Below are 26,140 nucleotides of genomic sequence, written 5' to 3'. Positions count from 1 at the left end.
GATCACTCTGCCAGACTTCCAGGGCTCCCGAGGGTAGTTCCCCACAATCGACCTGCCGAAGTCTGGACCGCTGGCAGCGCCGTCAGGAGCGGCAGGGAAACGTCCCTTCGTTGTAACGCGGGATGAGCTCTAGGGCGTGTTGCGAAAGTCGATCTTGGTCGTGAATGATCACTTGCCGTGGGGCGTGGTGATCTGACGAACGACCAGTGGGCCCGGCTTGAGCCGTTGCTGCCGCTGGGCAAAAAGCCGGGCCGTCCGCCGGTGTGGACCCGGCGGCAGTTGATAGACGGCATACGGTGGCGGACCAGGACCGGTGCCCCGTGGCGCGACGTGCCGGAGCGGTACGGGCCGTGGGACCGGGCCTACGACCTGTTCCGGCGCTGGCAGCGCGACGGCACCTGGAAGCGGATCTTCGAGCAGTTGCAGGCCGAGGCCGATGCGAAGGGCCTGATCACGTGGGACGTCAGCGTGGACTCCACAACCGCCCGGGCCCACCAGCATGCCGCCGGGGCGCGTAAAAAGGGGCACTGCAGAAGGAGCCTCCCGGCGGCGTCGCCACCGAACCCGACGACCACGGCCTCGGACGCTCGCGCGGCGGGCTGACCACCAAACTGCACCTGGCGGTCGAGCAGGGGCAAAAGCCGCTGTCGCTGCTTGTCACCGCCGGCCAGCGACACGACAGTCCGCAGTTCCAGCCGGTCCTGGAGGGGATCCGGGTGCCCCGCATCGGTCGGGGCCGGCCGCGAACCCGGCCGGACAAGGTTCGCGCCGACAAGGCGTACGGCTCCCGCGGGAACCGCGCCTATCTGCGCAGACGCGGCATCGGCTGCACCATCCCGGAGAAGGCCGACCAGGTCCGCAACCGCCAGAAGCTCGGCTCCCGCGGCGGCCGTCCGCCGAAGTTCGACAAGGCCGATTACAAGGAGCGCCACGCGGTGGAGTGCGGGATCAATCGCCTCAAGCGCCACCGTGCGGTCGCCACGAGATACGACAAGCTCGCCGTCCGCTACGAGGCGACCGTGCTGGTTGCAGCCATCAATGAGTGGCTGTGACCAGCACTTTCACAACACGCCCTAGTACTACAGCCGGTGGTTTCACGGTGAGTGAGCAGCAAGTAGGCGACCTCTTGGACGAGCCGACTGGTACGCCCTTGACCTCAAGTCCAGTTGAGTTTCTACGGTCGATCTCGTCGAACCGACTCAGACAGCGACAGGGGTTTCAGCCATGGAGTACTCGCACAGCGACACCGACCTGATCAAGCAGCCCATCGGCTACTGGAGTTGGGCGGCCTACAAGGCCGTCATCGCTCGCACCCGGGCCGCCCTCGCGGGGATCGGCACTACCCAACCGCAGTGGTGGGCTCTCGCGCAGGTCGCAAGCGCCGACACCGTCAAGACCCGTGACGAAGTGTCCCACCTCCTTCGGAACTATCTCGACACCGGCCCGGAAACCATGGAGTCAGAGATCGACACGATCATCGCCCAGGGTTGGATCACCGAGGATGCCGAGGGACGCCTGGGCATCACGGCTGAGGGCAGGGCGTTCTACGACAAGGCCGCAGCCCTTCAGAACGAGCTCTGGGCGGAACGGCACGCGGGTATCTCCGATGACGAGTACCTGACCGCCCTCAAGGTGTTGCAGCGGTTCATCCACAACACGGGCGGGCGAGCTTGGCACCACTAGTGTTACGGCCGGTGGTTTCACGGTGAGTGAGTTCGTGCAGCTCGGACACGGTAGTGGCTGGTCCGGGCCCGGATTTGGTGGCGGGTGCGCCAGCGGTGCCAGTGCATGGCCAGCCAGGTCCGTGCGGCGCGGGCGGGGGCGAGGACGATCCGGTCGTACAGGCGGCGGATCTCGTTCACGGTCGGAGGCTGGGTGTCGGCGGCTGGCGGGGTATTAGCCGGCTCCGGACGGCGGCCATGAAGGCCATGGCGAGCATGCAAACGGTGGTGTGCCGGTACCAGGAGCACCACTTGCGCACCTCGTGCTCGTCCAGCCCCACCTGTCCCTTGGCCACCTGGAACGACTCCTCCACCATCCAGCGCTGCCCGGCGGCCGTCACCAGCGCGGCCAGGGTGGCGCCGGGGCCGGTGTGGCACAGGAAGTAGGAGATCTCGCGCACGAGCTGGCCAGTCTTCTTGTCCTTCTTGTTGAGCACGGTGGAGCGGCGGATCAGCAGGTGGCGCTCCAGTCCTTGGACGGTGGGTGCGAGGTGAACGGTGGCCCAGTCGTAGTCGCGAGGGCCTTTGGCGCCGTCGGCGCACGAGCGGCGCTCGAACGTTTCCTCGGGCACGAGGGCGTACAGCTCGCGGGCTTGGCGGGTGCGCTCGTCCGGCAGTGGAACCACCTCGTCCTTGGGCACCGCGAGCACGTAGCGCACACGGCGCTCTTCCAGCCAGGCGCGCAGTGCGCGGCACTGCCCGTACGCCTCGTCGGCAAGGAAGTAGGTGAAGGGCACGTCGGCTTCCAGAGCGCGCTCCAGCATGCACCGGGCCAGCTCTGGCTTGGTCGCCACCGCGGTGGCCCTCTCGGGCGGGATGCCCTGCTCGGCACAGCGACGCTCATGCTCGGCGGTGGTGCCGGCCCAGTGCCTGCCGAGGTAGAGCTCGCGGTCGATCAGGGTGCGTCCCCGGCTGGAGCCGTAGGACAGGTGGACGCTGACCTGGGCGTTCTCGATCCTGCCGGCCGTGCCGGTGTACTGGCGGGCCACACCGACGCTCTTGGTGCCCTTCTTGATATCGCCGGTCTCATCCGCGATCAGGACCGCGTCGTCGGCGGCCAGGGCGGCGACCGCGAAGCCGCGCACCCGGTCACGCAGTTCGTCGGCGTCCCAGGCCGCCTTGGCAAGGAAGCCCTGCAGCCGGTCGGGGTTGGGGTGCCCGGCCGCCTCCGCCAGCTGCCACATGTTCTTGCGCGGCACCTCGCTCAGCAGCCCATGCACCATCGCCCGCAGGTTCTCCCGCGAGGCTGGACGCGCGAACACATCGTCCACCGAGGCGCACAGCGCTTCCAACTCACCATCCAGCGACCGGATTTCGAACTCGTTCAGCTCGCCCGTCCGCACCACGCCCAGCGTCAACATCAGTCCCACGAATGGAGCAACGAGGCACTCGCCGTCACGTCACGTGAACCACCGGCTGTAGTACTAGAAGGCTCATGAAGACTTTGCTGAGTGGCTGTCCAGCCGCAGGCAGGACTCGGTGACGCCTTTGCGTAGCGCAGGTCTTGTGAGGCTCGCGCGCGGTAGGCTACGGACGTGACCCCGCGATATCCCCCGTTCGCGGGGTCCCGTGCGTAGCCGCGAGCTGGTGGGGTGCCAGCGCCGGTTAGCGGTGTGGGCTCGGCTGTGTCCTGGGGACATGCGGAGTGACCGCGGGCAGCGTGACATTGAGCTGAGGACGCTGTGGCCGCGTGGTGGTCTTGCGTTGACGGGTACCGGTGCCGTGGGCGAGTTCCTCGGTCAGGCGGGCGATCACCGGGGCGGGCGTGTACGGCGAGGCGTGGATGGCCCAGGCGGGCTGGCCGATGCTGGGCCCGGCCCACAGGGTCCAGGTGACGAGGGTGCTGTGCGGGCTCTGGGCGGCGAAGGCGTCGAACTGGACGCCTGCGTCGCCCTGGGTGGTCTCCCAGCGGATCCAGCGCCCGTCCACCGTGTGTCGCCAGCCGGCGTCGGTGAGGGCGCGGGTGGCTTGGGTGACGGTCTTCTCCGTGGCGGGGCTGCCGATGGCGGTCTCCCAGGCGTCTCCTTCGGCGAGGCTGTCCAGCAGGGTCTGGAGCATGGGTGCGGGCGTAGTACCGGTGATGGTGAGGTGCCACATGCGGTCGGAGACGGGGGTTTCGTAGGCGGCCACGGTCCAGGCGGTCTCGCGGGGATGTGCTTCGTGGACGCGCTCGATGCGCAGGGTCTGGGATTCGTGGATGGCGTGGGTGGTGTCGTCGGACCAGGTCCGCCACTTCTCCCAGTCTCCGTGGGCGTTGAGGAACTGGTCGAGGGCGGCGTCGTGGTCGCCGGGATCTGCGGTGTAGGCCGGGACGGCCTCCGGTTCCGGGCGGGCGGGCTCAGGTGCAGCTGTGGGGAGGGTGCCGCGGGCTTCGGTGGCGGCGCGCTCGGTGTCGGTCATGGGCGCCGGGCCGGGACGCATGTCGGCACCGTGGAGCTTCTCGAAGGCGACCAGGGCTTGGGCGGGTGAGTCGAAGGTGTCGGCGACCTGTCGCAGGTGGTCCTCGCCGTGGAGGTAGACGCTCTTGCCGCTGCCGATGTCGGTGCCGACCGCGACGGTGGTGTGGCCGTCCTCGGCGTGGGCGTGGATGAGGAGCTGGCCGTGACGGATGTCGTCGTAGATCTTCTGGGCCTCGTTGGAGACCTCGCGTATCTCGGTGCGGGTGCACCAGGGCATCGGGTAGCTGGCCCAGGTCCATTCCTCGTCCATGGCTTCCCGCAGCCGGGGGGTGATCTCGACGGTGATCCCGTCAGCCATCAGGTGCTGGGCTGCCTTCTCGGCCCAGTACGGCTCTTCGTGGTCGATGCGGACCAGCACCAGGACGTTCTTGGCCACGACGGTCCAGTCGGCGGCCTCCAGGCCCACGTGGGGGACGTGGGCCTGGGATCCGGTCAGGACCGCGGTCACGGCGCTGGGGTGAGTGGGGTGGGTGTCGAGGCGGACGTGGGCGTCGATGGAGGTGGGTGGCACGGTGGGTGTGGTCTCTCCTGCCGGTGGCCGGACCTTCGGGTCCGGCCACCGGCATACTCGGGGCGCTATCGGGTTGCTCGGGCGGTGCGGGTTGCGTGGGCGGCCGTGGTGGTCGGCGGGCCGGCGCGAGTGGTGGGCGCCGGATGCGGTCGCTGCGGCTGCACCAGTCCGGTGGCGTGCTGCCAGCGAGTCCGTATCGCGTCGAGGTCGGCTAGGGCGCGGCGGGCGCTGAAGACGAGTTGGAATGGTGTTGTCGCCGGGTCGGCGGCGTACGTATCGATGCGTCGTCCGGTGTGGGCGGCGGTGGCCAGGAGGGAGCGCTGGAGGGCGCGCTCGCCCCAGTGCTCAGCGGAACCGGCTGGTTCGGCGAGGATGCGGAGCACCTCGCCCGGTTCGCTCCCGTCGTCCAGCAGGCCGCGCTGTTGGGCTTCCCACAGGACGGTGACGGGATCGACGGGATCGCGGCGGCGCGCGAGGGCGGAGAGGCACTGCCACAGTCCGGCGTGCAGGGGATGGGTGAAGTCCCCCGGGGTCAGCCAGCGCATCGACTCGATGTCCGCGGGGTGGGCGGTCGCGGTGGCGAGCAACAGCTGTTCCTCCTCGACCGCCTGGTCGTGGTCGGGTACCGGCGTCGGCGGTGGTGGTGTGGTGCGGGGTAGGGCGCCGGCGCGTGGAGGGAAGCGGGCGGCGATGTCGTCCACGACGGCGGCGAGGGTGTCGGCCTCGGCGAGCACCGTGTGGACGGGGTGCGGGAGGGATGTGTCGCGCACGGTCTGGACCAGGCGCTCGGCGGCGGCCCGCAGGCAGCGGCGGGCGTGCTCGGCCTCGACCATCCGTGCGTATGCCGGCGCGTGCCGGGGCCACGGGCAGACCTGGATCAGGGTGTGCAGGTAGGAGGCGGTCAGACCACGCGCCTCGTCGCGGGCGGCGGCGAGCACCTGGTCGAGCCACTTTGTGTTCCTCGCGTGCTCGACCGGGTCGGGGGCTGGCAGGGCGCTGATCGCGGCGAACAGGGCGGCGTGCGTGGCGGTGGAGAACGAGCCTGCGCCGATCCCGGTCACCCTGCTGAGACGCTGCGGATCGAGAAGAAGAGCACCGAGGAGGGCCTGCTCGACGTGGAACACCGGTGACGGTGGCGGGATGGAATCGAGTTGGTCTTCGTCGGGATCGGAGGTGCGGTTCATCAGGCGGCCAGGGTGAAGTCGTCGGGATTGAGGGCGACGCCGAGGTGCGGGGCGAGGAGGTGGCCGGCGAGTAGCGGGGGGACGGCGTTGCCGATCTGGCTGAAGGTTTGGCCTTTGTTGCCGGCCCAGGGGTAGTCGGCGGGAAAGGTCTGGAGGAGCCCGGCCTCGCGGGCGGTGATCCGGATCGGCTCGGGGACGGCCCGGGACGCCGGGTCCTCTCGCTGGGCGGTGGGAGGTTCGGCGATCCAGGTGCATTCGTTCGCGCGGTGCCCGAAGAACAGCGTCCCCGCTGGCTCCTCGATTGACCTGACGGTGGCGTTGGTCTGGTTGTTGCTCCGCAGGGACCAAGCCCAGCGGTGCGCCTCGGAGACGAAGGCGGGCGCCGGGCGGTCAGCGTCCCTGCTTTCCCGGGTGCCGTGCCGGGCGGCCCGACCTGCTCCTTCCCGGCGGGACCGCAGGAGGACCCCGTCCGGCTGCGGCGTCCAGGTGCCGCGGTCACGGGCGCTGACGAGGGACTTCCGGGAGCCGGACGGAAACGGCTCGGGTCCGCCACCGGGTCCGCCTCCGGCACAGACGGTGGGGACGGGGCGGTCGGTGGCACCCCAGCCCAGGGCCTCGGCCATGCTGACCCAGCGGGCGCGACCCGGACCGAACAGGCTCTCGGGCTCAGCGGCTTGGGCGTGCGTCGGAGTAGGCGGCTGGGCCGTGCGGACGCGGGAGGCGAGAAGGATCGCTCGCCTTCTCGTCTGAGGCACCCCGTAGTCGGCCGCATTCAGGATCCCGCACCACACGGAGAAGCCCCAGCGACGTAGCACGGCCGCGTACTGCTTCCACAGAGACAGGACGTCCGGCACTTCCTCCATGGCGACCCACTCCGGCTCGCCGACCGTGTTCAGAGCGTGCAGGTAGCGCATGGGCTCGGCGGCCAGCAGCGAACGCTCATCCCGGCAGGCGGCCAGCAGCCGTTCGCGGGTGTCGCGTCCGGCGGCGAGATTCTCGACCGCCTCGTGCACGAGCGGCTGGTCCACAAGACCCAGGCGCTTGCCAGCCATGCTCCACGCCTGGCACGGCGGGGATGCGATCAGCCCGCGTGTCCGGCCGACCCATGGCCACGTCGGATACATCGCCACGTCGGTCCGGATCGTCAACTGCCCTGCGGCCACTCGGGTTTTGCAGGCCCATTCGTCCCATTCCAGGCCGACGTCCCGCACACCGAGCACGGTCAGTGCCCGGCTCCATCCGCCCGGTCCCGCGAAGAGGTCGAGGATCAAGAGGCCAGCCCGAGGTCGTCCTGTGCGGGGACGTGCTTGGCGACGGCGCGGGTGGTGATGGCCTTCGAAGCGCGGGCGGAGGCGGCAGACAGCTCGCCGGCGCCGGGCTCCAGGTACCAGGGGCGCAGGTCGAGCATGGCGGCGCGCATGCCGGTGGCGAAGCACAGGGCGGTGCCCTTGGGCAGGGCGCGGATGGCGTCGGCGGGCAGGATCCGCTCCTGGCGCATCGACACCGAGGTGGACTTGCCGGACTCGGAATGGGAGGTGGAGGTGGTCTCGACGTCGTGGTCGCCGATCAGCCGGGACAGCTTGTCGGCGAAGTCCGGGTCGTCGATGCCGGAGCCGATGACCTTCACGGTGGAGGCGGACCACATGGCGTCCATGCCGGCGTCGCCCCAGACCTTCTGGCCCTGGCGGTAGGACTGCAGGATGGTGATCGGGATGATTCCGCGGCTGCCGAGGTGGGAGTACAGGTCTGGCAGGTCGCTGATCTTGCAGACGTTGGCGGCCTCGTCGAGGATCGCGAGCATCGGTGGGTCGAGGCGCCCGCCGGCGCGCTCGGCCTGGGCGGTCGCGGCCCGCATCACGGAGTCCGCGCACGCCGCGATCAGCGCGCTCGCTCCGCCTCCGCCGTCCTTGCTCAGCAGATAGAGCGTGTCGGTGGAGGTGACGAACTGTGACGGGCGGAACTCGGGGACGTTCTTCTGCGGGGTGACCCAGGCGGCGATCTCGGAGTTCAGCAGGGCGGCGGCGTACTGGCGGGCGGTCTCGTAGATGCCGTCGCGGGTCTCGGGCGGGCCTTCGACGGTTCCCTTGAGCTGGGCGGCGACGGCGGTGAAGTCGTGGTCGCGGAGGATGTCCAGCGGGGTGCGGTCGGCGGGGAAGGCGAGCCACTGCATGACGTCGGGGATGGGCCGGTCGTCGAGGGCTGCGGCGAGGAAGAGCTGGGACAGGATGTTGGATCCGGCCTTGGACCAGAAGTCACCCTGCTGGGAGGCGTCCACGCTCGCGGCGAGGAAGTGCCCGGCCAGGCGGCCGGCACCGTCCAGCGTCTTGGCGTCCGCGAGGGGGTTCCACCACATCTCGCGGGACGCGTGGGCGATCTGCTGCGGGTCCATCGACCACACCCGCCCCACCGTGTTCCGGGCGTCAATGGTCGCGGTGTACGCGTCGCCCGCCGCCTTGTTCGAAGTCAGCAGGACCGGGCCGGGCGCGTTGAGGATCGAGGGGATCGCCAGCGACGTGGTCTTTCCGGAGCGCGGGGCCATGATCGCGACGGCGACGTCCTCGTACCCCATGCGGACCTCGTGCTTCGTGCCCTGCAGGTTGCCGAGGAGGACGCCGGTGTCCTTGGCGTCGATGCGCTTGGCGGTCCTCAGGCTCGGCCGCAGGGAGCGGGCCTTGTCGGTGATGGCCTTGGCCATCAGGGGCTCGATGTCCCGGGGCCTGGCCATGCCGACGATCTTCTTCTTCCGTCCTCCACCGGTCTTGTGGCGCGACCACAGGATGACGGCCGCGGTGGCGAGCGCGAGTAGCGCGGTGGCGGGGACGATGCGGGCTCCGATGAGCAGGGATGTTTTTCCGGCGTGGGGCCAGAGCTGGTCGGGGTGGAGCAGAGCGGTGGTGGGCGCGTATGCGGCCCAGGGCTGGCTGGCCAGCCAGGCGGTGATGTTGCCGGACAGCCAGGCGAGGTGGGCCAGGGGGACGACGATGGCGGCCACGCCCAGGAGGAGGCGGAAGGCGATGTCGTAGCCGTCGGAGGGCTTGCTGGTGGAAGGGGGCAAGGGCGATGCGCTTCCGGGCGGAGGACAGAGGGCGGGAGGCGTGGGTCAGCGGGTGCGGCCTGGGTGGGCCGACGGGCATCGTGGGGTGCTCGGGGCCACTGGAGGTACGCCACGGCGGGTGGCGAGTGTGCGGATGCGGTTCTCCAGGGCGAAGGCGATCAGGTCGACAGGCCCGTTCGCCTCGGTCCGTGTGATGCGGTTCGGGTCGACGGTCTCGGGAGGCGGGGGCACCACTACCTCCGTACCGGGGTGGTCCGGTCGGCCACGGGCATCGGCTTCGCTGTCGGCTGCGGGGCCAGGTGTGACCGGGTGCTGCGGGCGGTGGTGTTGATGTCGATGGCGGCGTGGCCGTGGGTGGCCCAGTCGTCGAGGTAGCTCCATGCCTCGGCGTCGTGGTCGGCGAGCGTGTCGTCGTACGTTGGCGTGCCGGGCCGGGCGGTGAGGGGGAGGCCGGCGCAGGTCTGCTGCCACTCCTGGTGCAGGGTGCCCAGGCGGTCGAGCGCGTCGCGCAGGGTGCCGAGCTGCCAGGCCCAGCGGGGCTGGACCGCACGGGCGGGCAGTTGGGCGAGTTGTTCTTCTGCAGTAGCGAGGAGTTGCCGTGCGGTGGGGCGGACGGCCTCGAATGCTTCGGCGGTCTCGCGGTCGCGCTGGCGCTGTCGGAGGCCGTAGGCGTGCTCGTCGAACGGCCAGCCGTCGAGGTCGGTGTTCTCTTCGGAGTAGTAGTCCCAGTTGGCCAGGATGAAGGTGCTCTCGCGCAGGAAGGCGGAGAGCTGCTTCAGCGCAGCGCGGTGGGAGGCAGGTATGGCGGAAATGACGGGTCCTTGAGGGGCGGTGATGTTCGGAGTCCCGCGTTCGGTGGTCATCGCCGCAGGGAGGCAGGCAGGGATGGCGACGGAGCGGGGGCCTTGGCCGTCTCGGGCTGAGGACGCTGCCGGGCGGCACGGGTCCGGGCACGAAGGGCGCGGAGTCGCTCAGTGTGTGCGTCGACCACGTGCTGCGGGGACAGGGGACTTGGCTCCTGCACGGCGCCGTGCGCGGTGCGGTCGTACATGCCGCGCTGGAGCGGGGCGGGGTCGGCGAGTGCGGTGACGAAGGCGTCCACCAGGCGGGTGGGCGTCCGGGCATCGAACCAGGCGTGCCACAGCCGGGGGCCGCGGGGACCGTGCCTGGGCTCGTGCGCCTCCACGTGCCAGGACACGGCGGCGTTCCGTTCGGGGCGTCGTTCGACGCGGCACGCGGCGTCCGGCGAACTGATTACGCCGCGCGCATCGATGAGCCAGCCTGCGGTGTCCGCCGCGTCCAGGGGGTCTCGTGGCTCGGCGGCCGAGGGGGTGACGAGGGCGTCGGTGACAGCGCCCAGGACCTCGGCGGGGACGAGTTCACCGAATTCGGCGTACCAGCCGGGCTCGGTGTTGGTGGGCTCGGCCCGCAGCCGCCATCGAGCGGTGGTGGCGGACTGCGGGTCGAACTGCAGGCTGTGCCGGTGGTCCGGGCTCGTCAGCATGATCTCGGGACTCAGCGGGTCGGACGTGCGTGTCCATCCGGCCGCGGCCAGGCCGTGGGTGACGTGCCGGCCGTCGCCGGGGCCGGCCAGGTGGCGCGGACTGGTGTCGAACGGGACGCGCCAGGCGTGGGTGTCGGCGAAGGCGGCGAGCTGCCGTTCGCTCACGGGCACGGGCCGCACTCCGGCATGGTCTCGGGCGCCTTCCGGTACAGGCCGCGCAGGTCATCCAGGACGTAATGGAGGACGTGCTGGTCGGCCTGCTCCCACGCGGCGGTGCGCAACTCCTTGATCAGGAGGTCGGTTTCGATGGTGTGAGGGGTGGCGGGGTGCTCCTGCACGGCTCGGGCCAGGGCGCGCAGGGCGTCGGCGAGCTGGACGGGGACACCGGTGTATTCGTCCAGCAGCGGCTCGATGAGGCCGAGTGCCTCGGCGGGCTCGGGGTTCTCGCGCAGGTACTCGGTGAGCCGGGCCAGGGTCTGGGCGGCGGCGTGGATGTCGCCAGGGGTGGGTGCGGGCACGGGACTCCTTGGGGGGTGGGGGACGGAGGGGTCAGCGGTGGGCGCGGGCGCCGCGCTGGGTGGCGCGGGGGCGCGCGGTGGTGGGGGGCCGGTTGGTCTGCCAGGAGGTACGGGCCCAGGCGGTGGCGCGGGCGGCGGTGATGCGGGCTTGCTGCCAGGCGCTGAGCTGCGAGGGGAGGACCGAGACGGAGGTGGTGCGGATCTGGGCGCTGTGGGGGACGCGTCCGCGGGGGCGCATGACGGGCTCGGGGCTGGCGAGGGCGGCGGCGTAGCTCTGCACGAGGTGCATCGGGGTGGTGGCGGTGAACTGGGCTGTCCAGCCGTTGCCTTGGTGGTCCTGGGCTCCGGACCACCACATGGTGTGGCCGTCGGGGGCTTGGTGGAACTGCATCCAGGCCGAGCGGTCGGGGCTCACCGCGGTGAGGTGGCCGTCGCCGGGTGGGAGGTGCCAGCGCTGTTCCTGCAGCGGAGCCCAGACGTTGGGGGCGTGTGCGGAACGGGGGCGCGTGAGCGTGTCGGTGAGCCCGGCGACGATTTCGACCGGTGCTTGGCGGCCCAGGATCGCTGTCCATTCCTCCTGGTGGGCGGTGGCCTTGCCGTGGATGGTCCATCCGCCGGGTTGGACGAAGGGGTCGTACCCGATGCGGATGCCGCGGTCGGGGCTGTCCATGAGCAGGGGCCCGCCGGGCTTTGACCGGTCCCGCCACCCGCAGGCGCGCAGGAATTCGGAGACGTGGCGGATGTCTCCGCCACCTGCGAGGGCACGGGGCTTGATCAGGTAGTGCTGCTCGGCCTGCTCGCCTGGACTCCAGCTGTGCCATTGCTTTTTCTTCACCGGCGGCGCCGGACGACGAGTGGTGCGGCGTTCGGGGGCGGTGCGGGAATGGGGGCAGGGCGGGTGGTCAGTTCGGTGAGCACGTCGGTGTGCTCACCGAGGTCGAGCGCGATGTCGTGCAGTTCGTTCGCGGCCCGGCCGAGGGCGAGCCAGACCTCGGCCGGCAGGATGCCGCGTTCGGCCTGGTCCTTGGCGAAGTGGGAGCCGGTGACGACCAGGTGTGTGACGCGGCCGAGGATACCGTCCTGCGGTTCGAGGACCCGTGCGATGACCTGAGCGGCCTCATGCGCGGGGAGTTGGGAGAGATGGTCGGTGAGCCGGCCGAGCTGGCGCGCGATCTCGTCGGCCAGCCGGATCGGGTAGGGGGCGGCGCGGGGCATGGTCCTCCCGAGCGAGGGGCGAGGTCAGTGGTGGTGGCGGTGGCAGATCCACATGGGCCGGGGACCCCCGTGCCGGGGAGCGGTCGGCGGACCGGTGTGCTCGCCGATGTTTTGCGTCACCGCCTCCTCCCGGCGGAAGCCCTGGTGGCAGCCGGGACTGGCGAAGGCGTCGGCGGGGTGGCGGTGGGCGGGATCCGGCCCGAGGGGTGCTGGAGCGCGACGGCGATGCCGTGCGCGTCGAGCTGCGGACCGATCGCTCGCACGGCGCGTGCCTGGGCGGTGGTGTCGTCGCCGCTGAGGCGGTAGGTGCCGCTCTCGTCGCGGACGAACCCGTTGGCGGCCAGGATTTCGGCGGCCTTCTCGCTGACAGGGGTGGCGGCGAGGCTGCTGTCCGGCTGCCAGGTCAGGACGACCCGGTTCGGCTGGGACGGCTGGATGCCTGCCGCGTTGTAGCGGGCCTGGGCGAGGGCCGTGTCGAAGCGGGCCAGTAGGTCGCCGGTGACCAGCTCCGCGCTGTGGAACGGGTCGTCGGTCAGGACGATCCCGTCTGGTTCACGTAGGCCCCGGAATGCCTCCGTGGGGAGGTTGCTGGGGGCGACGGCGGCGATGAGGAATCCGGCCCGTCCGGGCCGGTCGAGGACGACGAGCTGCGCACCGTCCTGGCGGGTGAGGACCGCCGCTTGCTGGAGCGGGTGCTTGACGAGGGCTTGGGCGACGAGGTCCATGTCCCAGATACGGTCGGTGAGTTCGGCGAGGTCGTCCTTGTTCTCGGCCGGGTGGTGACTGCTGGTCCAGGTATCGGGCAGTTCACCGGCGAGGACATCGGCGAACGAGACAAGGCGTCCGGAGTCGTGGTCGTGCATGTCTTCCTTGATCAGGTGGGATGGCGTCAGCGGCGAAGTCCGACGACGGTGGGTGGAGGCGGTACTGGTACGGCACGTGGTGGGTCGGGCAGGCGCAGATGGTGGAGCGTTCGCGCTCTGTGGCGGGAATCTCTTCCGCGTAGGTGCTGTGGCCGGGGTGCTGGGTGTGCCGCTCTGCGAGGTAGCGCAGGCGACACGCGGGTCGGCGGCCTCGTCCATGCCGTCGTGGAAGTCCGCGGTGGTCTGCAGGATTTCCTCAAGGGCGGTGAGGGTCTCGTCGTAGGAGGCGGTCAGCTCGGTGAGGACCTCGGCCCCCTCGTCAGTGGTGGCCTTGCGGATGCACTCGGTGAGCTGTGCGACCTGGGAGCCCAGCGGCAGATAGCGAGGCGGGACACCGGGCGGTGTGGAAGTCCTTGTCGCAGTCGACGTGGTAGCCGACGGCTCGCAGCCGGGCTACGGCTTTGGTGGCGAGGCGGATCTCCTCGTCCACCGTGAGATCGATGGGTACGCGGTGCCAGGTCTCGTGGAGCTGGACGACAGGGACGAGCCCTGCGCGCTGAAGAATGCTGTGGGCCTCGGGGGCGCTGCCCCGGGCGAGGACCTCACGTCGGAGTGAGGGGCACGGCGGACGGCCAGGAATCGGTCGGTCAGAGGCAACGGGACGAATCTCCTACGGTGATCGTCATGGGGTATTTCGTACCGTGGGTGGGGCGGTGGCAACACCGGTTCGTCCCAGGGCCTCGCAGAGCGGGCCGCGCGGAGTGTGGGTACGGGCGCTGACTCGGGGGATCATGGCGGTGTTACTCAGATGGCCTTGGCGACCTGGGTGGCGGAGGTCGCGGGCGGAGTGTGGTGATCAGGGAGCGCTCGCGCGCCGGGGCGGCAGACGGGCAGGCTCATTGGCCGCGCCTGATGTCGGCAATGTGCACAAGCTGGCCGAGGGCTGTGGTGGTGTACCAGCCGCAGTCGATCAGTGCGTCCTGCCCTGCGTACTTCGGCAGAAGGTGGTCTTCCATGGCGCGCAGGTGGATCAGGCAGTCCGGGCAGCGGCGCGAGAGGTGCACGAGGTAGCGCGGGTGGCCGGTGATGTAGGTCTGGGCTCCGCCGGTGGCGTCGCGCAGCCGCCACCCGTCCTCGTCGGTCGGCGTGTGCCAGGAGGGGGCGACGACACGCATGGCGTCTCCCCACAGCTCTCCGCCGGTGACTCCCTTGAGGACGACGATCTGGTCGCCGGCCTCGAAGTGGGCGTGGGTGACGTCCCGGGAGGGGGTGAGCGGGTCGGGGGTGGGCACGAAGGCCAGAGGGGGCGGGGGCGGGCAGGGCTCGGTCACGGAAGGTCCTATCCACGCAGGGCGGGTGGCGGCGGGAGGATCAATGGTCCGGAGGATCGCCGGTTTGGCCAACCGGCGATCCTCGGCTACGTTCCGGGCCGTCCTTACTGGTAGGGGTTCTCGGTTCCGCGGTCCGACTCGGTGGCGGCGTCGAGGAGTTCGAGCAGGTCAGAGCCTTCCGCGTCGCGCTGGTCGATCCACCAGCCGGCCCTGGTGATCGCGCGGGCCCTCTCTTCCAGCTCCGCCCAGTCGTTCTCGTCCCAGGCGCCCTCGACGACCAGCGCGGTGTGCGCGGCGATCATCAACTGGTGGCGGGAGCGCTCACCCCAGTCGAGGGCTTTCTCGGGGCCTTCCAGCGGCGGCATGTCGAATCGTTCGGTCCACTCGGCGGCGGCCTGCCGTTCCTCGGCCCGCTTGGTGGCGAGCCACTGCTCCTTGGATTCGGTGTCGGCGTCGCGGGCAGTCTTCCAGCAGTCGGTGCAGTTCTTGGTTGCGAGCCAGCGGGCGAATCCGGCCCGCTTGTCGGCGGGGCGGTCGGACAGGTCGTGGACGACCTCGTGGCCGCAGTCGTGCGTGATCGTCCACTGTGTGCGGACAGCCATGAAGAGATCTCCTAGGTTCGGGGGCGCTACGGGCGGCGTGCGGGCGCCGGGGCCCGGTGCGGCGGGGCCGGGGGGCGTGGTATTCGAGGTCGGGTCTTCCTGGTGGTCGGTGTCAGCGGCGCGGCCGTCGCCCAGGCGGAGCCTGCACCGTCATGGCCGGTGAGCGTGGCGTCGGCGACTTGGGGGCGCCTGGACGCAGGTCGGGGGCGAGATGCACTGGGTAGCGGGCGGCGGTGAGCATCTCCGCGGCCCAGGTCGCGTGCTGGTTCTCCCAGTCGCGTCCCATGTCGAAGGGGAGCCGGATCCAGTGGCCGCGCAGGGCTGGCTCGAAGAGAAAGCCGGCGTGACGCAGGATGTCCGCGGCGAGGGAGTCGAAGCGGCCTTCGGCTTCGACTTCGCCCCCTGGCCCGCGGGTGATGCGGATCAGCTCGGTGTCGGGGGTCACCGGGACCGTCCAGTGGTGGAAGCGGTCAGGTGAACGGTCGGCGCGTAGGTGGGCTTCGACGGGATCGAACGTGCGGACGGCGGCGAGGTCGTCGGCGCCGCACGGCGCTGCGATGACTGGCTGGCGGCGGCCCGGGCGATGCGGCTGCGACGTTCGGTGAGTCCGTTCGGCCGGTGCGGGCGTGGCGGGTTGGCCGGTGCAAGGGCGACGTCGGCGTCGACGTGCACGGCGTAGCCGTGGCGGCGCAGGTCTTGGGTGGCCTGCCGGGTGCGGCGCGGTCCGTCACGCTCGGGCTCGGTGAGCCGGTACAGGCCCGGCGAGCCGGGTACGGGCTCGAACTGCTCCCGCACCAGGAACCAGTGGGCCAGATGGGCGGGCATCAAGGCGGTGGTGGAGGCGACGAAACCATGATCTTTGTGGGTGCCGAAGACGAAGTGCGTGCCAGGATCCAAAGAGGAGATCTCCTTACGGTGGGCAGTGGGAGGAGTCAGCGGCGGGGCGCGTGTTGGCCGTGTGAGAGGGCTTGGTGCGGTAGGGCGGAGGCTGGGACTGTGCGCTGCCGAGGGGGAGTTGCCGCGCGAGCCTGGCGAAGGAACGGCTCGCTGTGGGTGAGCCAGGTGCCCAGGACAGCCCGGAGCCGGGCGTCCCGCTCCGTTCGGGTGAGCGACGCATCCCCGTCCAGGGCCGCGGCATCGGTGAGAGCGTCGGCCAGCTCGGCGAGCACACGGGCGTCCCCGGGCCAGGTGGTGGCAGCAGGGCGGCACCGGTCGAGGAGGACGGGAGCATGCTGGGCGACGGTGAGGAACTCGGCCCAGGCCCGGTTCAGGAACGTCTCGGCCGCCTCGCCGAGTGCGGTGTCGCCAAGTGGGGGCGCGTTCCTGTACCGGTCCGAGGCAATGATGGCGGCCCAGGCGTCCTGCTCGGCGTGAATGCGGTCGAGGGCCTCGGCGACGGTTGCGATCCGGCGGGCGTGGACGGCGCGTTCGTAGGCGGGCAGGAAACGGTCCACGATGCCCCGGGCCGCGCGGCCGGCGAACGGTGGCAGAGCGATGCTGTGCGGGGCGTGCGGGTCGCCGTATCCCTCCTCGAACGGTTCGGGTGCGAAGGCGCCGATCAGGTAGCCGGGTTGGTGACCGGGACGTTCGACGAGTAGCAGGGTCGTCCCGGCTGTGTCGGTGAGGGTGGCGGCGTAGGGGATCCGCTGGGTTTGGACGGCGCGGACGAGTTCGCCGCTGTCCCACAGCCACGGCACCAGGTCCTGCTGCCATACGGGATGGGAGTAGAGCTCGATGCGTGCGTTCCACTGGCCGGGCAGCAGGCGGGCGATGTCCCGGGCGGTGTCGCCGATGAACCGCCGACTGCTGGTCATCACTTTCGCCCCGTGCGCCGTGGCGTGACGGACCAGATTGGCCACGGTGGCACGCGAGGCGTCCTCGTCCACGCCCGGCAGGTGGAACACCCAGTCGTCGCCACGGCGGAAGCCGGCTGCGGCGAGCGCCTGGTGCGCGGCCTTGTACCTCTCGCCGTGGCCGATGGCGACGATCCCGGTATCGCGGCCGTAGGCGAGAATGATCTGCGCGTCAGCCATGGGCCGGCACTCGGCGGTGGGAGGCGCTACACAGGGCACGCCGGTACCGCCAGGTGTGTGGCCGGGCCGCGGTCTCCAGCTGGTTGTCTCTGTGCTGGGCGATCACCTGCTTGGAATGCTTGCGGGAACGGTGGGCCGACAGCGGGCGCAGGACTTTGAAGGCGGGGCTGGTGATGGTGACGGCCGCCACCAAGTAGTCCTTGCCGGGGACGAGGCCGCCCATCGGGGCCGCCCGCACCAGCTCGGTGCGGGCGATAAACGATCGGGTCGACAGGGTGGGCCTCCCGGGGTGTCAAGCGGCTACCGGCCGGGTGCGGGGCCGGTGCGCGGTGCGGGCGGTGGATTCGGAGGCAGGCCAGACGGTGCCTGGGGACGGCCGGAGTTGGGTGCCTTCGGCGGTGCCGGTGCGGGGTCGTACTCGGCGCGCAGGACGGCCAGGTCGGCTTCGTCGGCGACGGCCAGTACGGACAGGCTGCGGCCGGCGGCTTCCATCAGCAGCTTGGGCGGAGACCCCTGCTCCGCGAACCGGTGGCGGTCGCCCCACCGAGCAATGGCCACGAGGAGGTCACTCATTGCGCTCAGAGCGGGTTGGGCGGCGTCCAGGAGGCGTTGGGTGACGGCGCTGACCTCGGCGGGTGTCTCGGCTGCGGCGAGGGCGGCGAGATACGGGGCCGGATCCGGCACCGGGAGCGGCTCGGCGGGGAGCGGATGCTGGGCGAGGAACGGCCCGGCGTCCCGGCGTGCCCAGCGCAGCAGGTCATCGCGGGTGGCGATGCCGAAGTGGGCGGCGGCGATCTGGTCGCCGTCGCGGCCCGCATTGTCGTACAGCTCGAAGTCGGGATGCTGCATACGGTCTCCTAGACGGCGGCGCTGGGTCCGCTCGCCTCGGCGTCCGTGCGGCGGCATCCGTAGCCCAGCAGACGGGACGGCTCGGGCGCAGTCGGGACGGCGGCGACGTCCGAGCAGGTGAAGGTGTAGGTGAAGGCGGGGCGGGGTGTGGTGCCGAGCCAGGCGCGGTCCCGCTTCTCCGGCACGATCTCCAGACCCGGCGCAGCGACGGCGTCGTGCTGGGTGTGGTTGTGGGAGAAGACGACGAGCGCGCCCGTGGAGGTCTTCAACGCGTAGCTGTCGGGGAACTGCGTGGCCGCGGAGGCGAACTGGGTGGTGCCTCGGGTACCGAACTTGTGGATCGTGTCGTGGTGGCCCTTGACCTGCCGCTTGGCGGCCTCGGTGGGGGCCAGCACCTTGCGTCCGGTGAGGTCGCCGCCGGTGGCGAAATTGTCGATCACGGCCGAGCGCAGCAGGTCGACGGGAGTGGCCAGGGACGTGGAAGCGGGGTCGACTGCCGTGGCGTAGCCGTCCTTGTCCAGCACGATCTTCGGGAGCTGGGAGGGGTTGTCGAGGTCGACGGTGGCGACCATCTCCCACCGCTTCGACTTCGCGTTCTCGGCCAGGACCAGGACGCGGGCGTACTGCTTCTTGCTGCCGGCCCGGGTGACGGCGGCGAACCACCGCTGCTGCCGGTGCTGCAGGCGCGGGATGTAGAGGTCGGTTGCGGCGAGGTCGTACGACCACGGCCGGTACGGCTCGCGGTCCGCTTTCGGTAGGGCCTCGTCTTCCTTGAGGCCGGCCAGCGACATCGCGTACCGGGGGCCGCCCTCGACGGAATCGAGGAGCGCGCGGTCGCGCTTGAGGTGGGCGAGGTTGTTCGTCGTCGAGTAGGCGGCGATGGCGTTACGGGCCTCGACCGGGGTGAGCGCGGGGGCCAGCTTCGGTGCGGCGCTGGGCGCCTTCGTCTGGTCTGCGGCAGCAGGGGTGGTGCCGTCCGTGTCGCTGGAGCAGGCGGTCGCGGCGAGAGCGAGGCAAACAACGGCGGTGATCAGGGGCAGAGTGCGGCGGGTGGGGCGGATGGGGGCTCCTCCTGGCTGGGGACGGGAAGGGGCGCGGTGAGCGGTCGGCTCACCGACGGTGGGCGGTCACCGAGGGGCTGGTCGGTACGGGGGCGGCCGGGCGTGTTGTGGCGATGGCGGGTGTGGGGGTGTGGCGGAGGTTCACGCCGATGCCCTTCTGGGCGAGCTGGTGAACCAGCGCTCGCAGACGCAGGTCGCGGCCGTCCTCGCCGTATGTGGCAGGGAGCAGGAACGCTGCCTGGTGGGGGTGGTACTGGAAGCCGAGCACGTACAGGTCCGTGCGGGCGTCCTCGGGGACGCTGTTGTACGGCGTGCCGAGGGCGTCGTCCTGGTACCAAGTCAGGGTGACGACGCGCGCCACCTGCGGCGGCTCAGGCCGGTGGGGAGGCTCGGGCTGGGCGGCTGCGTTGTGCCGTACGGCTGCCAGGGCGATCCGGAGGCGGGGCAGGACCCGTCGGCTGACGGCGGCTGCGGCACGGGCCGGATCGTCGGGGACCGCGATTCCGGTGGGCTCGTCGACGCCCCTGAAGTGGTGTGGCAAGAACCCTGCGGGCTGCAGGGGAGCCACCAGGTACTGACGGGGGTGGCGGGGGCGCTCCAGCACACAGAGCTCCTCGCCGTCTGGTCCTCTGACGAAGCCCGTACGGGTGTTGGGCCAGTCGAGCAGGGCCGAATGGGTCGGGCCGCGGTCCCAGACCTGGTCGGCTATATGAGGGTCGCTGGGGAGCCGGAAACCGATGTATTTGCGGCACCACCCTTCGGGCAGATGGGGTGCGAGTGCTGTGGCGAAGGCACTGGCGCGGCTCGGATACAGGTGGGCCTCCTGGAGGTAGGGGGGCAGTGATCGGCCAGGGAGGGAACCGTCGGCGGTTGTGGGGCAGATGAACGGCCGAGAGCGCGGATCGGTGTTTGTGAACGCCCTGGCGTTTGTCTCTATGGACGTGTGTTTCTTCGACGCGTGGGCAGTCCCCTGAGCTGGAGGTGCAGGTCGGCCAGGGTTCACTCGCGGGGGTGAAAATCTCGACGTTCCGTCGGGATTCATGAAGGTTCGCCGGTATCCCTGACACATGCGCCGGATCCCTGAACCGAGGCGCCCATGACCCTGGCCGTGGTGCGCAACCTGTCGTCCCCGCGGGGCCTGCGGACGCAGCAGGAGACCGAAGACTTTGAGCAGGAGATCGTCGACCAGTACGCCTTGTCCATGGCCGCGGCTGGCCTGACCGACGGGCATGTCGGTAATGCCCGCACCGTGGTCATCGACTTCGCTCGGTCGCTGCCGGGGCCGTTTTGGACGGCCACGTGTGACGACGCGGACCGGTTCCTGACCGGGCTCCGACGCGAGGGGAACAGCGCCAACACCTGGGCTGGCAAGGCCGGTTTGATCGCCCAGTTCTACGACTTCCTGATCACTCGCTACCAGGGCGATATCCACGCTCTGACCGGCAGCGTTGTCGAGCAGCCGATCGACGAGTTCAACCGGCCGCCCGGCAGGCACCAGGCCGAGGTGCGGATCCCGCCGTCGGACGCCGAAGTTGATCAGCTGTTCACACAGTGGCGCGCGTCCGTCGTCGATGCCCGCAAGTACCTGCCGGCGGCGCGGAACTACTTCGCCGCGTCGCTGTGGCGTCGGCTGGGCCTGCGCATGAACGAGACCGTCATGCTCGACATCCGGGACTGGCGGCCGGACCTGGGAGAGTTCGGCAAGCTCCACGTCCGCTACGGCAAGGGCAGCCGAGGCCGCGGACCCGAACCCCGACTGGTGCCCGCGATCAACGGCGCGGATCGACTGATCGACTGGTGGCTCGCCGAGGTCCGCCACCAGTTCGACTCGGACTGGTCCGACCCCGACGCTCCGATGCTGCCGAGCGAGCGGCACGATGCGGACCTGAACCGCTGCCGCCGCGTCGGGGACGACGCCTTGCGCGCCGCGCTCACCCAGCAGACGAAGCTGTGGCTGCCGGCGTGGGCCGGACGGCTCACGCCGCACGTGCTGCGGCATTACTGTGCCTCCTCGTTGTACGGCGACGGGATGGATCTCAAGGCACTGCAGGAGCTGTTGGGTCACGAGTGGTTGTCCACGACGACCCGGTATATCCACGTCCGCAGCGACCACATCGAGCGGTCCTGGGCGCAGGCCAACCAGCGGCTGGAGGCCCGATTCGGACTGGAGGTGTGACGCGGTGCAGTGGAACCTGCGGATGAAGGCGGCCGAGTGCGGCATCTGGAAGTCCGCAGAGATGCGCAGACTCCTCGCCGAGGCCGGCCTGGAGATCAGCACCGGGAAGATGTCGGCCCTGTGGACCGGCACGCCGACCACGATCCGCCTGGACGACCTGGACGTGATCTGCGCGGTCCTGGACTGTGATCCGAGCGCGCTGCTGATCCGCGAACCCGAGAAGGTGGCGGCTCGGCGGCCGAAGAAGGAGAAGGTGGCGTCCGGGGAGTCCGAGGCGCCGGTGGTCATCAAGCCACGGTTCGGCAATCCACGGTCGGAGCCGCCGCTGTGACCAGACCGCCGTCGAAGTGCGCCGTGTGCCAGGTCAACCGGGTCGCCTGGACCAAGCCGCGGATGGACTTCTGCTACGCGTGTGTGCCGGGCGGACCGGTCACCCCGCCCCCGTGTCGCGGGTGCGGCTCGGCCGACTACTTCAGCCAGGGGCTGTGCGACGTGTGCCACCCCGGTGCCCCGCTGCACCCCGGCTCGTGCCGTGGATGCCTGGCCTGGGGCGTCCACCGCGCCAACAACTGGCACTGCTGGAGCTGCCGTTGGTGGTACACGCACTACCCCGAAGGCGAGTGCATGGTCTGCGGCCGGTACACCCCGATCGGCGATGCTGGCACCTGCCGACTGTGCCTCGTGGAAGGCCGCAGGACCAAGGAGCCCGGCCGGGCCATCGACTACGACGCCGTGGCCCGGTGCGGCCAGCAGCTGTACCTGGCCAACCTTCACGTCGCCTACGCCCGTGGGGAAACACGACGCGCCTTCGCCGCGCGACAACGGCCTGGTCCCGAACCACAGCTGCCTCGTCGCGACCACTTCACCCCGACGCGCTGGCGGCAGCTGCTGTTGTTCCGCATGCCGCCCCACTCCGCCGACCGCACTGCACTCAAGCGCAAGATCACGGTCCCGGACACGGACATGCTCGCCTATTGCGACGGCATCCTGCGTGACCACGCCACCCGGCACGGTTGGAGCAAGAAGCTCACCAATGAAGTCAAACGCTCCCTCAAGCTCCTGCAGGCCCTCCAGGACACTCCCGGTGCCAAGATCCACGCCAGCGACGTCCTGGATCTGCCCCGCCTGGGCGGAACCGCCCTGTCCACGTTGGAGATCCTCGACGCCGCCGACCTGCTCATCGACGACCGCACGCTGGCCGTTCGCCACTACTTCGCCAAGCACACTGCCGACCTGCCACCGAAGATGACCGACCAGCTCCAGATCTGGCTCGACGTGATGATCGACGGCAGCCGTCAGGCGCCCCGTCGGCGCGCCCGCCATCCGCAGACCGCGCACCTCCACATCCTCGGCATGGCACCGATCCTGCGAGCGTGGGCCGCCGAGGGACACCAGTCCTTGGCAGAGATCACCAAGGGCGAGGTCGTGGCCGCGCTGCCGGAACGCGGGGCGCACCGCAACTTCGCCGAGCACGGCCTCCGGTCGCTGTTCACCGTCCTCAAGGCGCGCAAGCAGATCTTCATGAACCCCACCCGCGGCCTGCGGGTTACCCCCGTGGGCGCCACCATCCCCATGCCGCTGGACACCGAGGCGATCCGTAACGCGCTCAACTCGCCCGATCCCGCCTGCGCGTTCGCCGTCGCGCTGGTCGCCTTCCACGCACTCACCAGCCCGCAGCTGGCCGCGCTGCAGCTGACCGACGTCCGCGACGGCCGGCTCAACGTGGATGGCCGAGTCATCCCGCTCGCCGGGCCCGTGCGGACACGGCTCCGGGCCTACCTCGACCACCGGGCCCGTACGTGGCCGGACACCGTGAACCCGCACCTGTTCATCAACCGGAAGACGGCTCCCCGTACAACACCAGTCAGTCGCAACTTCCCTTGGGTAAAAGCACAGTTGAAACCGCAGGCGCTTCGTGAGGACCGCATCCTCCAGGAGATCCACGCGACCGGCGGCGACGTGCGCCGCATCTGCGACCTGTTTGGGTTGTCGATCGACGCGGCCCTCCGCTACGCCAGCACCCTTGAGCACCCCGAATTGACTACCGCGAACCCACAGAAGGTGACGCTTCCAGAAGCACCGTGACCAGGAGTGAAATGCCGTCACTCCCCAGGAGGCGGCGCGCCTGATCGGGAGCCCCGCCGACGCCGTGTGAACGGCTGTACGATGCGCGCCGGGGGTGGGCGAATGGGCATGCAGGCCAAGCGCATCGATGTGTGGCACGGCGAGCCGAGCGAGCGGGTTCACCAGGGCATTCCGCAGCCGGTTGAGATACGTACCTGCGATGAATGCAGCCGGGTCCGCGCATACAGCTGGCACCCGTACGCCGAGGTGCGAAAGCGCATCAAGTGCCCGTGTGGGCACAAACGCAACACCCCGCACAAACAGCAAATGCACTTCATCGACCGTTTGGAAGCCCTGATTGACACGATCCCGCTGGAAGACGTCGTACTGTGGCACGCGGGCGGGTACACGGCAGTGGGGCGCGCGCCATGGTCCGACCGATGGCTCTTCTACGAACTGGGCTCCTTCTTCCTGGGCGATGAGACCCCGACCTGGGTCTACCTGATTGCATTCCCGGATTGGTACGGCGAGCGGTTCGTCAAGATCGGCATCGGACTCGACCAGCGGGTGCGCGACCACGAGCTGCATGGTGGCGTCGTCCTTCAGAAGGTGAAGGTGCCGCGCTGGCAGGCTCGGATCATCGAGCGCCTGGTGCTGCGCCAGTATCCGAGACAGCGCCCGAAGGTGCCCCTGCCGCAGTACGGCGACACCGAGTGCCTCGTCTGGGAGGCGGCCAAGACGATCCGACTCCCGGAATTGGTCCGCATGACCGCCGCGATTAAGCCCGAGAGCGCCCAGCTGGCCTCCGACCGCATGTAGGACTTCGGTGGCGGTGGCGTCGATGGTTCGCGGAACTTCCGGTCGAGATACCTTCATTACCGGGATACCACCCGTGGGTTCATGGGAATCATGGGCGCAGAAGTCGGCAACTCACGGACCTTTCAGTGCATGCGGGCGTCCGTGTCGAAGAGGGCCAGCTCGTGGGCGTGGAGGAGGTGTTGGACGATGAAGCTCCGGCCGGCGACCTTCCACAGACCGCGCCCGCGGTTGAGGTGGGCGATGGCTTCGGCTTCGACGGAGGTGAGACCGAGGAGGGTGGCTGCGGCGTGGAGCTGGTCGGTCTCCTGGCGGTAGATGATCCGGGTGGAGCAGTCGGCGAGGAGTCCTTCGGCCAGGGCGCGGCCTTGTGATCCGGCGTCGCCGGCGGTGAGCAGGTCGGACAGCCGGTGGATGACCATCAGGTTGGCGATGCCGAGTCCGCGGGAGAGTTTCCACTGGGCCTGCATGCGCTGGAGCAGGCCCGGGTGCCGCATGAGGCGCCAGGCTTCGTCGTAGACGATCCAGCGCCGACCGCCGCGCGGGTCGGTGAGGGCGGATTCCATCCAGGCGGAGGCGCAGGTCATGGCGAGGACGAGGGCAGTGTCGTCGCCGGATCCGCCCAGCCGCGAGAGGTCGATGGTGAGCATCGGGCTGTCGGGGTCGAAGGCGACCGTACTGGGGGCGTCGAACATGCCCGCCAGGTCGCCGTGGACGAGTCGGCGCATGGCGTGGGCGAGGTCGCGTGCGGCGTCTCCGAGCCGTCCGGACATGAGGCCGGCGGCCTCGTCGAGCTGGTCGGAGTTGTTGAGGGCAGCGGCGACGTCGCCGAGCAGCGGTGTCCGGCCTGAGCCAGCAGCCTGGGCGACGGCGGCGTCGAGGGCGACGTCCAGGGCGGTGTGCTCCATCGGGAGCAGGTCCCGGCCGAGGACGGTGCGGGCCAGGGAAGCGAGCAGGAGCAGCCGGCGCTTGCGGATCTCCCCGGCCCAGTCCGACTCCGAGATGGAGGCGGGGCGCGGTGCGGCGTCCAGCGGGTTCAGCCTGCCGGGAAGTCCGGGACCGAGCGCGACGGACGTGCCGCCGAGCGCGGCGGCCACGGGCGTCCACTCGCCCTTGGGATCGCAGGGCACGTAGACGCGGTAGCCGAAGGCGACGGAGCGGAGAGCGAAGCTCTTGGCCAGCGCGCTCTTGCCCTGTCCGATCACCCCGGCCAGCAGCACGTTCGGGTTGGTGAAGCCCTCGACCTTCCCGTACAGGGCGAACGGGTCGAAGACGAAGCTTGCTTCGGCGTGGACGTCGCGGCCGATGTAGATGCCCTCGGCGCCGAGCCCGCCTTCGGCGAGGAAGGGGTACGCCCCGGCAGCGATGGCGGTGGTCATGCGATGCGCGGGGAGCCTGAGTCGGTTTCCGCGGGCCGATGCGGGGCCGGGCCGTCCGCTGGGCGGGTAGAGGGGGGCCGGGGTCTCGTGCTTGGTGGGGGCCGTGCCTGCCGCATGACCGACGGCTTCGGAACGGGCCTTGGCGGCGGCCTCGGCGAGCCGACGGCGGGCTGCCTTGCGGCCGGCCCGGTCAGTGCCGTGCGGGGTGAACAGGGGAGAGGCCGAGGCGCGCCGGGCTCGGCGGGCGGGCCGGAGGCTCATCGGGGTTCTCGATTCGGCGGGTGAGTAGTGCTCATCGGATGCACGCGGTGGTGTGCGGCGGGCGGTTGAGGTCGGTGGGTGTGTTCTTGCGGCGGACGATGTGTCCGGCGGCCAGGTGGCGCTGGCAGATGGTCAGTACCGATGGTCCCTCGGGGAGCTGGTCGGGACGGCACTCGGTGGTCTGGGTGCTGGTCGGGGAGAGGGCTGCCGGCAGGAGGTGGAAGGCGGAATGGACCTCTGCGGTGGCCTGCCAGAGCCGGGTTCGGGCGGTGGCGAGGTGTCGGCCTGCGGTGGGGTGGGAGGGCCGGGCTGTGCCGGCGAGCTGGTCGGCGAGCTGGTGCACGGCGGTGAGGTGGGCGTGCAACACGTCGAGGTGCGCGCGGTCGACCGCCGTGCGCTCGGTCTGCGCGATCTTTCGGTGGTGGCGGATCCCGGCGCTCGCGGCGCGGAGATAGGGGTGTGCTTCGTCCGGAGAGGTGGTGGTCAAAGAGGGCGGTCCTTCCTGCCACCGGCCGGTGGGCAGGGTGGGCGAATGGTC

Annotated in this window: 30 protein-coding genes; 7 read left to right on the top strand and 23 right to left on the bottom strand. The window is 70.3% G+C overall.

Annotated features, from left to right (window positions below; translation table 11 throughout):
• Positions 1-177: 177 nt before the first annotated feature.
• Together ACTWJ9_RS07465 and ACTWJ9_RS07460 are read left to right on the top strand one after the other, a co-directional pair.
• Positions 178-1,052 (top strand): IS5 family transposase gene (locus ACTWJ9_RS07465; RefSeq protein WP_443295460.1). Its coding sequence is split into 2 segments (ribosomal slippage): positions 178-522 and positions 525-1,052, totalling 873 coding nucleotides; the frame shifts between segments, so codons are not numbered across the junction.
• A gap of 172 nt (positions 1,053-1,224) precedes the next feature.
• On the top strand, positions 1,225-1,683 hold the full coding sequence (locus ACTWJ9_RS07460) for a MarR family winged helix-turn-helix transcriptional regulator (RefSeq protein WP_443295459.1): 459 nt from the start codon (positions 1,225-1,227) through the stop codon (positions 1,681-1,683).
• Positions 1,684-1,700: 17 nt separating this feature from the next.
• On the opposite strand, the gene ACTWJ9_RS07455 is transcribed toward ACTWJ9_RS07460, so the two are convergent.
• From ACTWJ9_RS07455 to ACTWJ9_RS07400, 12 genes are all read right to left on the bottom strand, one after another.
• The gene (locus ACTWJ9_RS07455) at positions 1,701-1,862 is read right to left on the bottom strand and encodes a hypothetical protein (protein ID WP_443295458.1); all 162 of its coding nucleotides are present in this window, start codon (positions 1,860-1,862) and stop codon (positions 1,701-1,703) included.
• Positions 1,859-3,082, bottom strand: coding sequence for an IS701 family transposase (locus ACTWJ9_RS07450; RefSeq protein WP_443295866.1), 1,224 nt, complete (start codon positions 3,080-3,082; stop codon positions 1,859-1,861). Before ACTWJ9_RS07450 ends, ACTWJ9_RS07455 begins: the two co-directional genes overlap by 4 nt.
• Positions 3,083-3,326: 244 nt before the next feature.
• Positions 3,327-4,691, bottom strand: a complete 1,365-nt coding sequence (locus ACTWJ9_RS07445; RefSeq protein ID WP_443295457.1) for a DUF317 domain-containing protein — start codon at positions 4,689-4,691, stop codon at positions 3,327-3,329.
• A gap of 65 nt (positions 4,692-4,756) precedes the next feature.
• The gene (locus ACTWJ9_RS07440) at positions 4,757-5,875 is read right to left on the bottom strand and encodes a DnaB-like helicase N-terminal domain-containing protein (RefSeq protein ID WP_443295456.1); all 1,119 of its coding nucleotides are present in this window, start codon (positions 5,873-5,875) and stop codon (positions 4,757-4,759) included.
• Entirely contained in the window at positions 5,875-7,146 is a 1,272-nt protein-coding gene (locus tag ACTWJ9_RS07435) for a DNA cytosine methyltransferase (RefSeq protein WP_443295455.1), read from the bottom strand. The genes ACTWJ9_RS07440 and ACTWJ9_RS07435 overlap by 1 nt, the downstream gene beginning before the upstream one ends.
• On the bottom strand, positions 7,143-8,930 hold the full coding sequence (locus tag ACTWJ9_RS07430) for a type IV secretory system conjugative DNA transfer family protein (protein WP_443295454.1): 1,788 nt from the start codon (positions 8,928-8,930) through the stop codon (positions 7,143-7,145). The genes ACTWJ9_RS07435 and ACTWJ9_RS07430 overlap by 4 nt, the downstream gene beginning before the upstream one ends.
• A 233-nt stretch (positions 8,931-9,163) precedes the next feature.
• Positions 9,164-9,793 carry a hypothetical protein gene (locus tag ACTWJ9_RS07425; protein WP_443295453.1) on the bottom strand — a complete coding sequence of 210 codons (630 nt, stop codon included), beginning with the start codon at positions 9,791-9,793 and terminating at the stop codon, positions 9,164-9,166.
• Positions 9,790-10,599: a DUF317 domain-containing protein gene (locus tag ACTWJ9_RS07420; RefSeq protein ID WP_443295452.1), complete on the bottom strand. Its 810-nt coding sequence runs from the start codon at positions 10,597-10,599 to the stop codon at positions 9,790-9,792. Before ACTWJ9_RS07420 ends, ACTWJ9_RS07425 begins: the two co-directional genes overlap by 4 nt.
• Entirely contained in the window at positions 10,596-10,952 is a 357-nt protein-coding gene (locus ACTWJ9_RS07415; protein WP_443295451.1) for a hypothetical protein, read from the bottom strand. Before ACTWJ9_RS07415 ends, ACTWJ9_RS07420 begins: the two co-directional genes overlap by 4 nt.
• A 31-nt stretch (positions 10,953-10,983) precedes the next feature.
• Entirely contained in the window at positions 10,984-11,787 is an 804-nt protein-coding gene (locus tag ACTWJ9_RS07410; protein WP_443295450.1) for a DUF317 domain-containing protein, read from the bottom strand.
• On the bottom strand, positions 11,784-12,167 hold the full coding sequence (locus ACTWJ9_RS07405) for a hypothetical protein (protein ID WP_443295449.1): 384 nt from the start codon (positions 12,165-12,167) through the stop codon (positions 11,784-11,786). The genes ACTWJ9_RS07410 and ACTWJ9_RS07405 overlap by 4 nt, the downstream gene beginning before the upstream one ends.
• Before the next feature lie 116 nt (positions 12,168-12,283).
• Complete coding sequence (locus ACTWJ9_RS07400; RefSeq protein WP_443295448.1) at positions 12,284-13,030, bottom strand: hypothetical protein; 747 nt, start codon at positions 13,028-13,030, stop codon at positions 12,284-12,286.
• Between the two features lie 403 nt (positions 13,031-13,433).
• Between ACTWJ9_RS07400 and ACTWJ9_RS07395 the strand changes: the two genes are divergently transcribed.
• Entirely contained in the window at positions 13,434-13,646 is a 213-nt protein-coding gene (locus tag ACTWJ9_RS07395) for a hypothetical protein (protein ID WP_443295447.1), read from the top strand.
• 280 nt (positions 13,647-13,926) lie between these two features.
• Here ACTWJ9_RS07395 and ACTWJ9_RS07390 read toward each other — a convergent pair whose 3' ends face one another.
• The 9 genes from ACTWJ9_RS07390 to ACTWJ9_RS07350 form a co-directional block, all read right to left on the bottom strand.
• Positions 13,927-14,361, bottom strand: a complete 435-nt coding sequence (locus ACTWJ9_RS07390; protein ID WP_443295446.1) for a hypothetical protein — start codon at positions 14,359-14,361, stop codon at positions 13,927-13,929.
• Between the two features lie 104 nt (positions 14,362-14,465).
• Positions 14,466-14,963 carry a hypothetical protein gene (locus ACTWJ9_RS07385; protein WP_443295445.1) on the bottom strand — a complete coding sequence of 166 codons (498 nt, stop codon included), beginning with the start codon at positions 14,961-14,963 and terminating at the stop codon, positions 14,466-14,468.
• A 112-nt stretch (positions 14,964-15,075) separates the two neighbouring features.
• The gene (locus ACTWJ9_RS07380; protein ID WP_443295444.1) at positions 15,076-15,408 is read right to left on the bottom strand and encodes a hypothetical protein; all 333 of its coding nucleotides are present in this window, start codon (positions 15,406-15,408) and stop codon (positions 15,076-15,078) included.
• Positions 15,405-15,860, bottom strand: coding sequence for a hypothetical protein (locus ACTWJ9_RS07375; protein WP_443295443.1), 456 nt, complete (start codon positions 15,858-15,860; stop codon positions 15,405-15,407). Before ACTWJ9_RS07375 ends, ACTWJ9_RS07380 begins: the two co-directional genes overlap by 4 nt.
• Before the next feature lie 35 nt (positions 15,861-15,895).
• Positions 15,896-16,996, bottom strand: coding sequence for a hypothetical protein (locus ACTWJ9_RS07370; RefSeq protein WP_443295442.1), 1,101 nt, complete (start codon positions 16,994-16,996; stop codon positions 15,896-15,898).
• A complete protein-coding gene (locus ACTWJ9_RS07365; protein ID WP_443295441.1) occupies positions 16,989-17,219 on the bottom strand; it encodes a hypothetical protein in 231 nt (76 codons plus the stop codon). Before ACTWJ9_RS07365 ends, ACTWJ9_RS07370 begins: the two co-directional genes overlap by 8 nt.
• A 77-nt stretch (positions 17,220-17,296) precedes the next feature.
• Positions 17,297-17,845: a hypothetical protein gene (locus ACTWJ9_RS07360; protein WP_443295439.1), complete on the bottom strand. Its 549-nt coding sequence runs from the start codon at positions 17,843-17,845 to the stop codon at positions 17,297-17,299.
• Positions 17,846-17,853: 8 nt separating this feature from the next.
• A complete protein-coding gene (locus ACTWJ9_RS07355) occupies positions 17,854-18,636 on the bottom strand; it encodes a hypothetical protein (protein WP_443295438.1) in 783 nt (260 codons plus the stop codon).
• 319 nt (positions 18,637-18,955) lie between these two features.
• On the bottom strand, positions 18,956-19,510 hold the full coding sequence (locus tag ACTWJ9_RS07350) for a hypothetical protein (protein ID WP_443295436.1): 555 nt from the start codon (positions 19,508-19,510) through the stop codon (positions 18,956-18,958).
• A 492-nt stretch (positions 19,511-20,002) separates the two neighbouring features.
• On the opposite strand from ACTWJ9_RS07350, the gene ACTWJ9_RS07345 reads away from it, so the two are divergent.
• The 4 genes from ACTWJ9_RS07345 (at position 20,003) to ACTWJ9_RS07330 (ending at position 23,965) form a co-directional block, all read left to right on the top strand.
• Positions 20,003-21,082, top strand: coding sequence for a tyrosine-type recombinase/integrase (locus tag ACTWJ9_RS07345; RefSeq protein WP_443295435.1), 1,080 nt, complete (start codon positions 20,003-20,005; stop codon positions 21,080-21,082).
• A gap of 4 nt (positions 21,083-21,086) precedes the next feature.
• On the top strand, positions 21,087-21,413 hold the full coding sequence (locus tag ACTWJ9_RS07340) for a helix-turn-helix domain-containing protein (RefSeq protein ID WP_443295434.1): 327 nt from the start codon (positions 21,087-21,089) through the stop codon (positions 21,411-21,413).
• A complete protein-coding gene (locus ACTWJ9_RS07335) occupies positions 21,410-23,167 on the top strand; it encodes a hypothetical protein (protein ID WP_443295433.1) in 1,758 nt (585 codons plus the stop codon). The genes ACTWJ9_RS07340 and ACTWJ9_RS07335 overlap by 4 nt, the downstream gene beginning before the upstream one ends.
• 102 nt (positions 23,168-23,269) lie before the next feature.
• On the top strand, positions 23,270-23,965 hold the full coding sequence (locus tag ACTWJ9_RS07330; protein WP_443295432.1) for a hypothetical protein: 696 nt from the start codon (positions 23,270-23,272) through the stop codon (positions 23,963-23,965).
• 122 nt (positions 23,966-24,087) lie between these two features.
• Here the strand turns inward: ACTWJ9_RS07330 and ACTWJ9_RS07325 are convergent, their stop codons facing one another.
• On the bottom strand, positions 24,088-25,602 hold the full coding sequence (locus tag ACTWJ9_RS07325) for an ATP-binding protein (protein ID WP_443295431.1): 1,515 nt from the start codon (positions 25,600-25,602) through the stop codon (positions 24,088-24,090).
• Between the two features lie 31 nt (positions 25,603-25,633).
• The gene (locus tag ACTWJ9_RS07320; protein WP_443295430.1) at positions 25,634-26,089 is read right to left on the bottom strand and encodes a DUF6238 family protein; all 456 of its coding nucleotides are present in this window, start codon (positions 26,087-26,089) and stop codon (positions 25,634-25,636) included.
• Positions 26,090-26,140 lie beyond the last annotated feature (51 nt).

The organism is Streptomyces sp. GDS52 (assembly GCF_052246875.1).
Lineage (GTDB): Bacteria > Actinomycetota > Actinomycetes > Streptomycetales > Streptomycetaceae > Streptomyces > Streptomyces cathayae.
Note: the sequence above shows the minus strand (reverse complement) of the source record. Positions and strands in the feature narration are given on the sequence as shown.

Coding starts and splice junctions, on each gene's coding strand:
- ACTWJ9_RS07460 (WP_443295459.1), top strand. CDS start 1,225: ATGGAGTACTCGCACAGCGACACCGACCTGATCAAGCAGCCCATCGGC.
- ACTWJ9_RS07370 (WP_443295442.1), bottom strand. CDS start 16,996: ATGGCTGACGCGCAGATCATTCTCGCCTACGGCCGCGATACCGGGATC.
- ACTWJ9_RS07425 (WP_443295453.1), bottom strand. CDS start 9,793: ATGACCACCGAACGCGGGACTCCGAACATCACCGCCCCTCAAGGACCC.
- ACTWJ9_RS07355 (WP_443295438.1), bottom strand. CDS start 18,636: ATGTCGCTGGCCGGCCTCAAGGAAGACGAGGCCCTACCGAAAGCGGAC.
- ACTWJ9_RS07385 (WP_443295445.1), bottom strand. CDS start 14,963: ATGGCTGTCCGCACACAGTGGACGATCACGCACGACTGCGGCCACGAG.
- ACTWJ9_RS07405 (WP_443295449.1), bottom strand. CDS start 12,167: ATGCCCCGCGCCGCCCCCTACCCGATCCGGCTGGCCGACGAGATCGCG.
- ACTWJ9_RS07365 (WP_443295441.1), bottom strand. CDS start 17,219: ATGGGCGGCCTCGTCCCCGGCAAGGACTACTTGGTGGCGGCCGTCACC.
- ACTWJ9_RS07325 (WP_443295431.1), bottom strand. CDS start 25,602: ATGAGCCTCCGGCCCGCCCGCCGAGCCCGGCGCGCCTCGGCCTCTCCC.
- ACTWJ9_RS07450 (WP_443295866.1), bottom strand. CDS start 3,082: ATGTTGACGCTGGGCGTGGTGCGGACGGGCGAGCTGAACGAGTTCGAA.
- ACTWJ9_RS07440 (WP_443295456.1), bottom strand. CDS start 5,875: ATGAACCGCACCTCCGATCCCGACGAAGACCAACTCGATTCCATCCCG.
- ACTWJ9_RS07345 (WP_443295435.1), top strand. CDS start 20,003: ATGACCCTGGCCGTGGTGCGCAACCTGTCGTCCCCGCGGGGCCTGCGG.
- ACTWJ9_RS07400 (WP_443295448.1), bottom strand. CDS start 13,030: ATGCACGACCACGACTCCGGACGCCTTGTCTCGTTCGCCGATGTCCTC.
- ACTWJ9_RS07360 (WP_443295439.1), bottom strand. CDS start 17,845: ATGCAGCATCCCGACTTCGAGCTGTACGACAATGCGGGCCGCGACGGC.
- ACTWJ9_RS07330 (WP_443295432.1), top strand. CDS start 23,270: ATGGGCATGCAGGCCAAGCGCATCGATGTGTGGCACGGCGAGCCGAGC.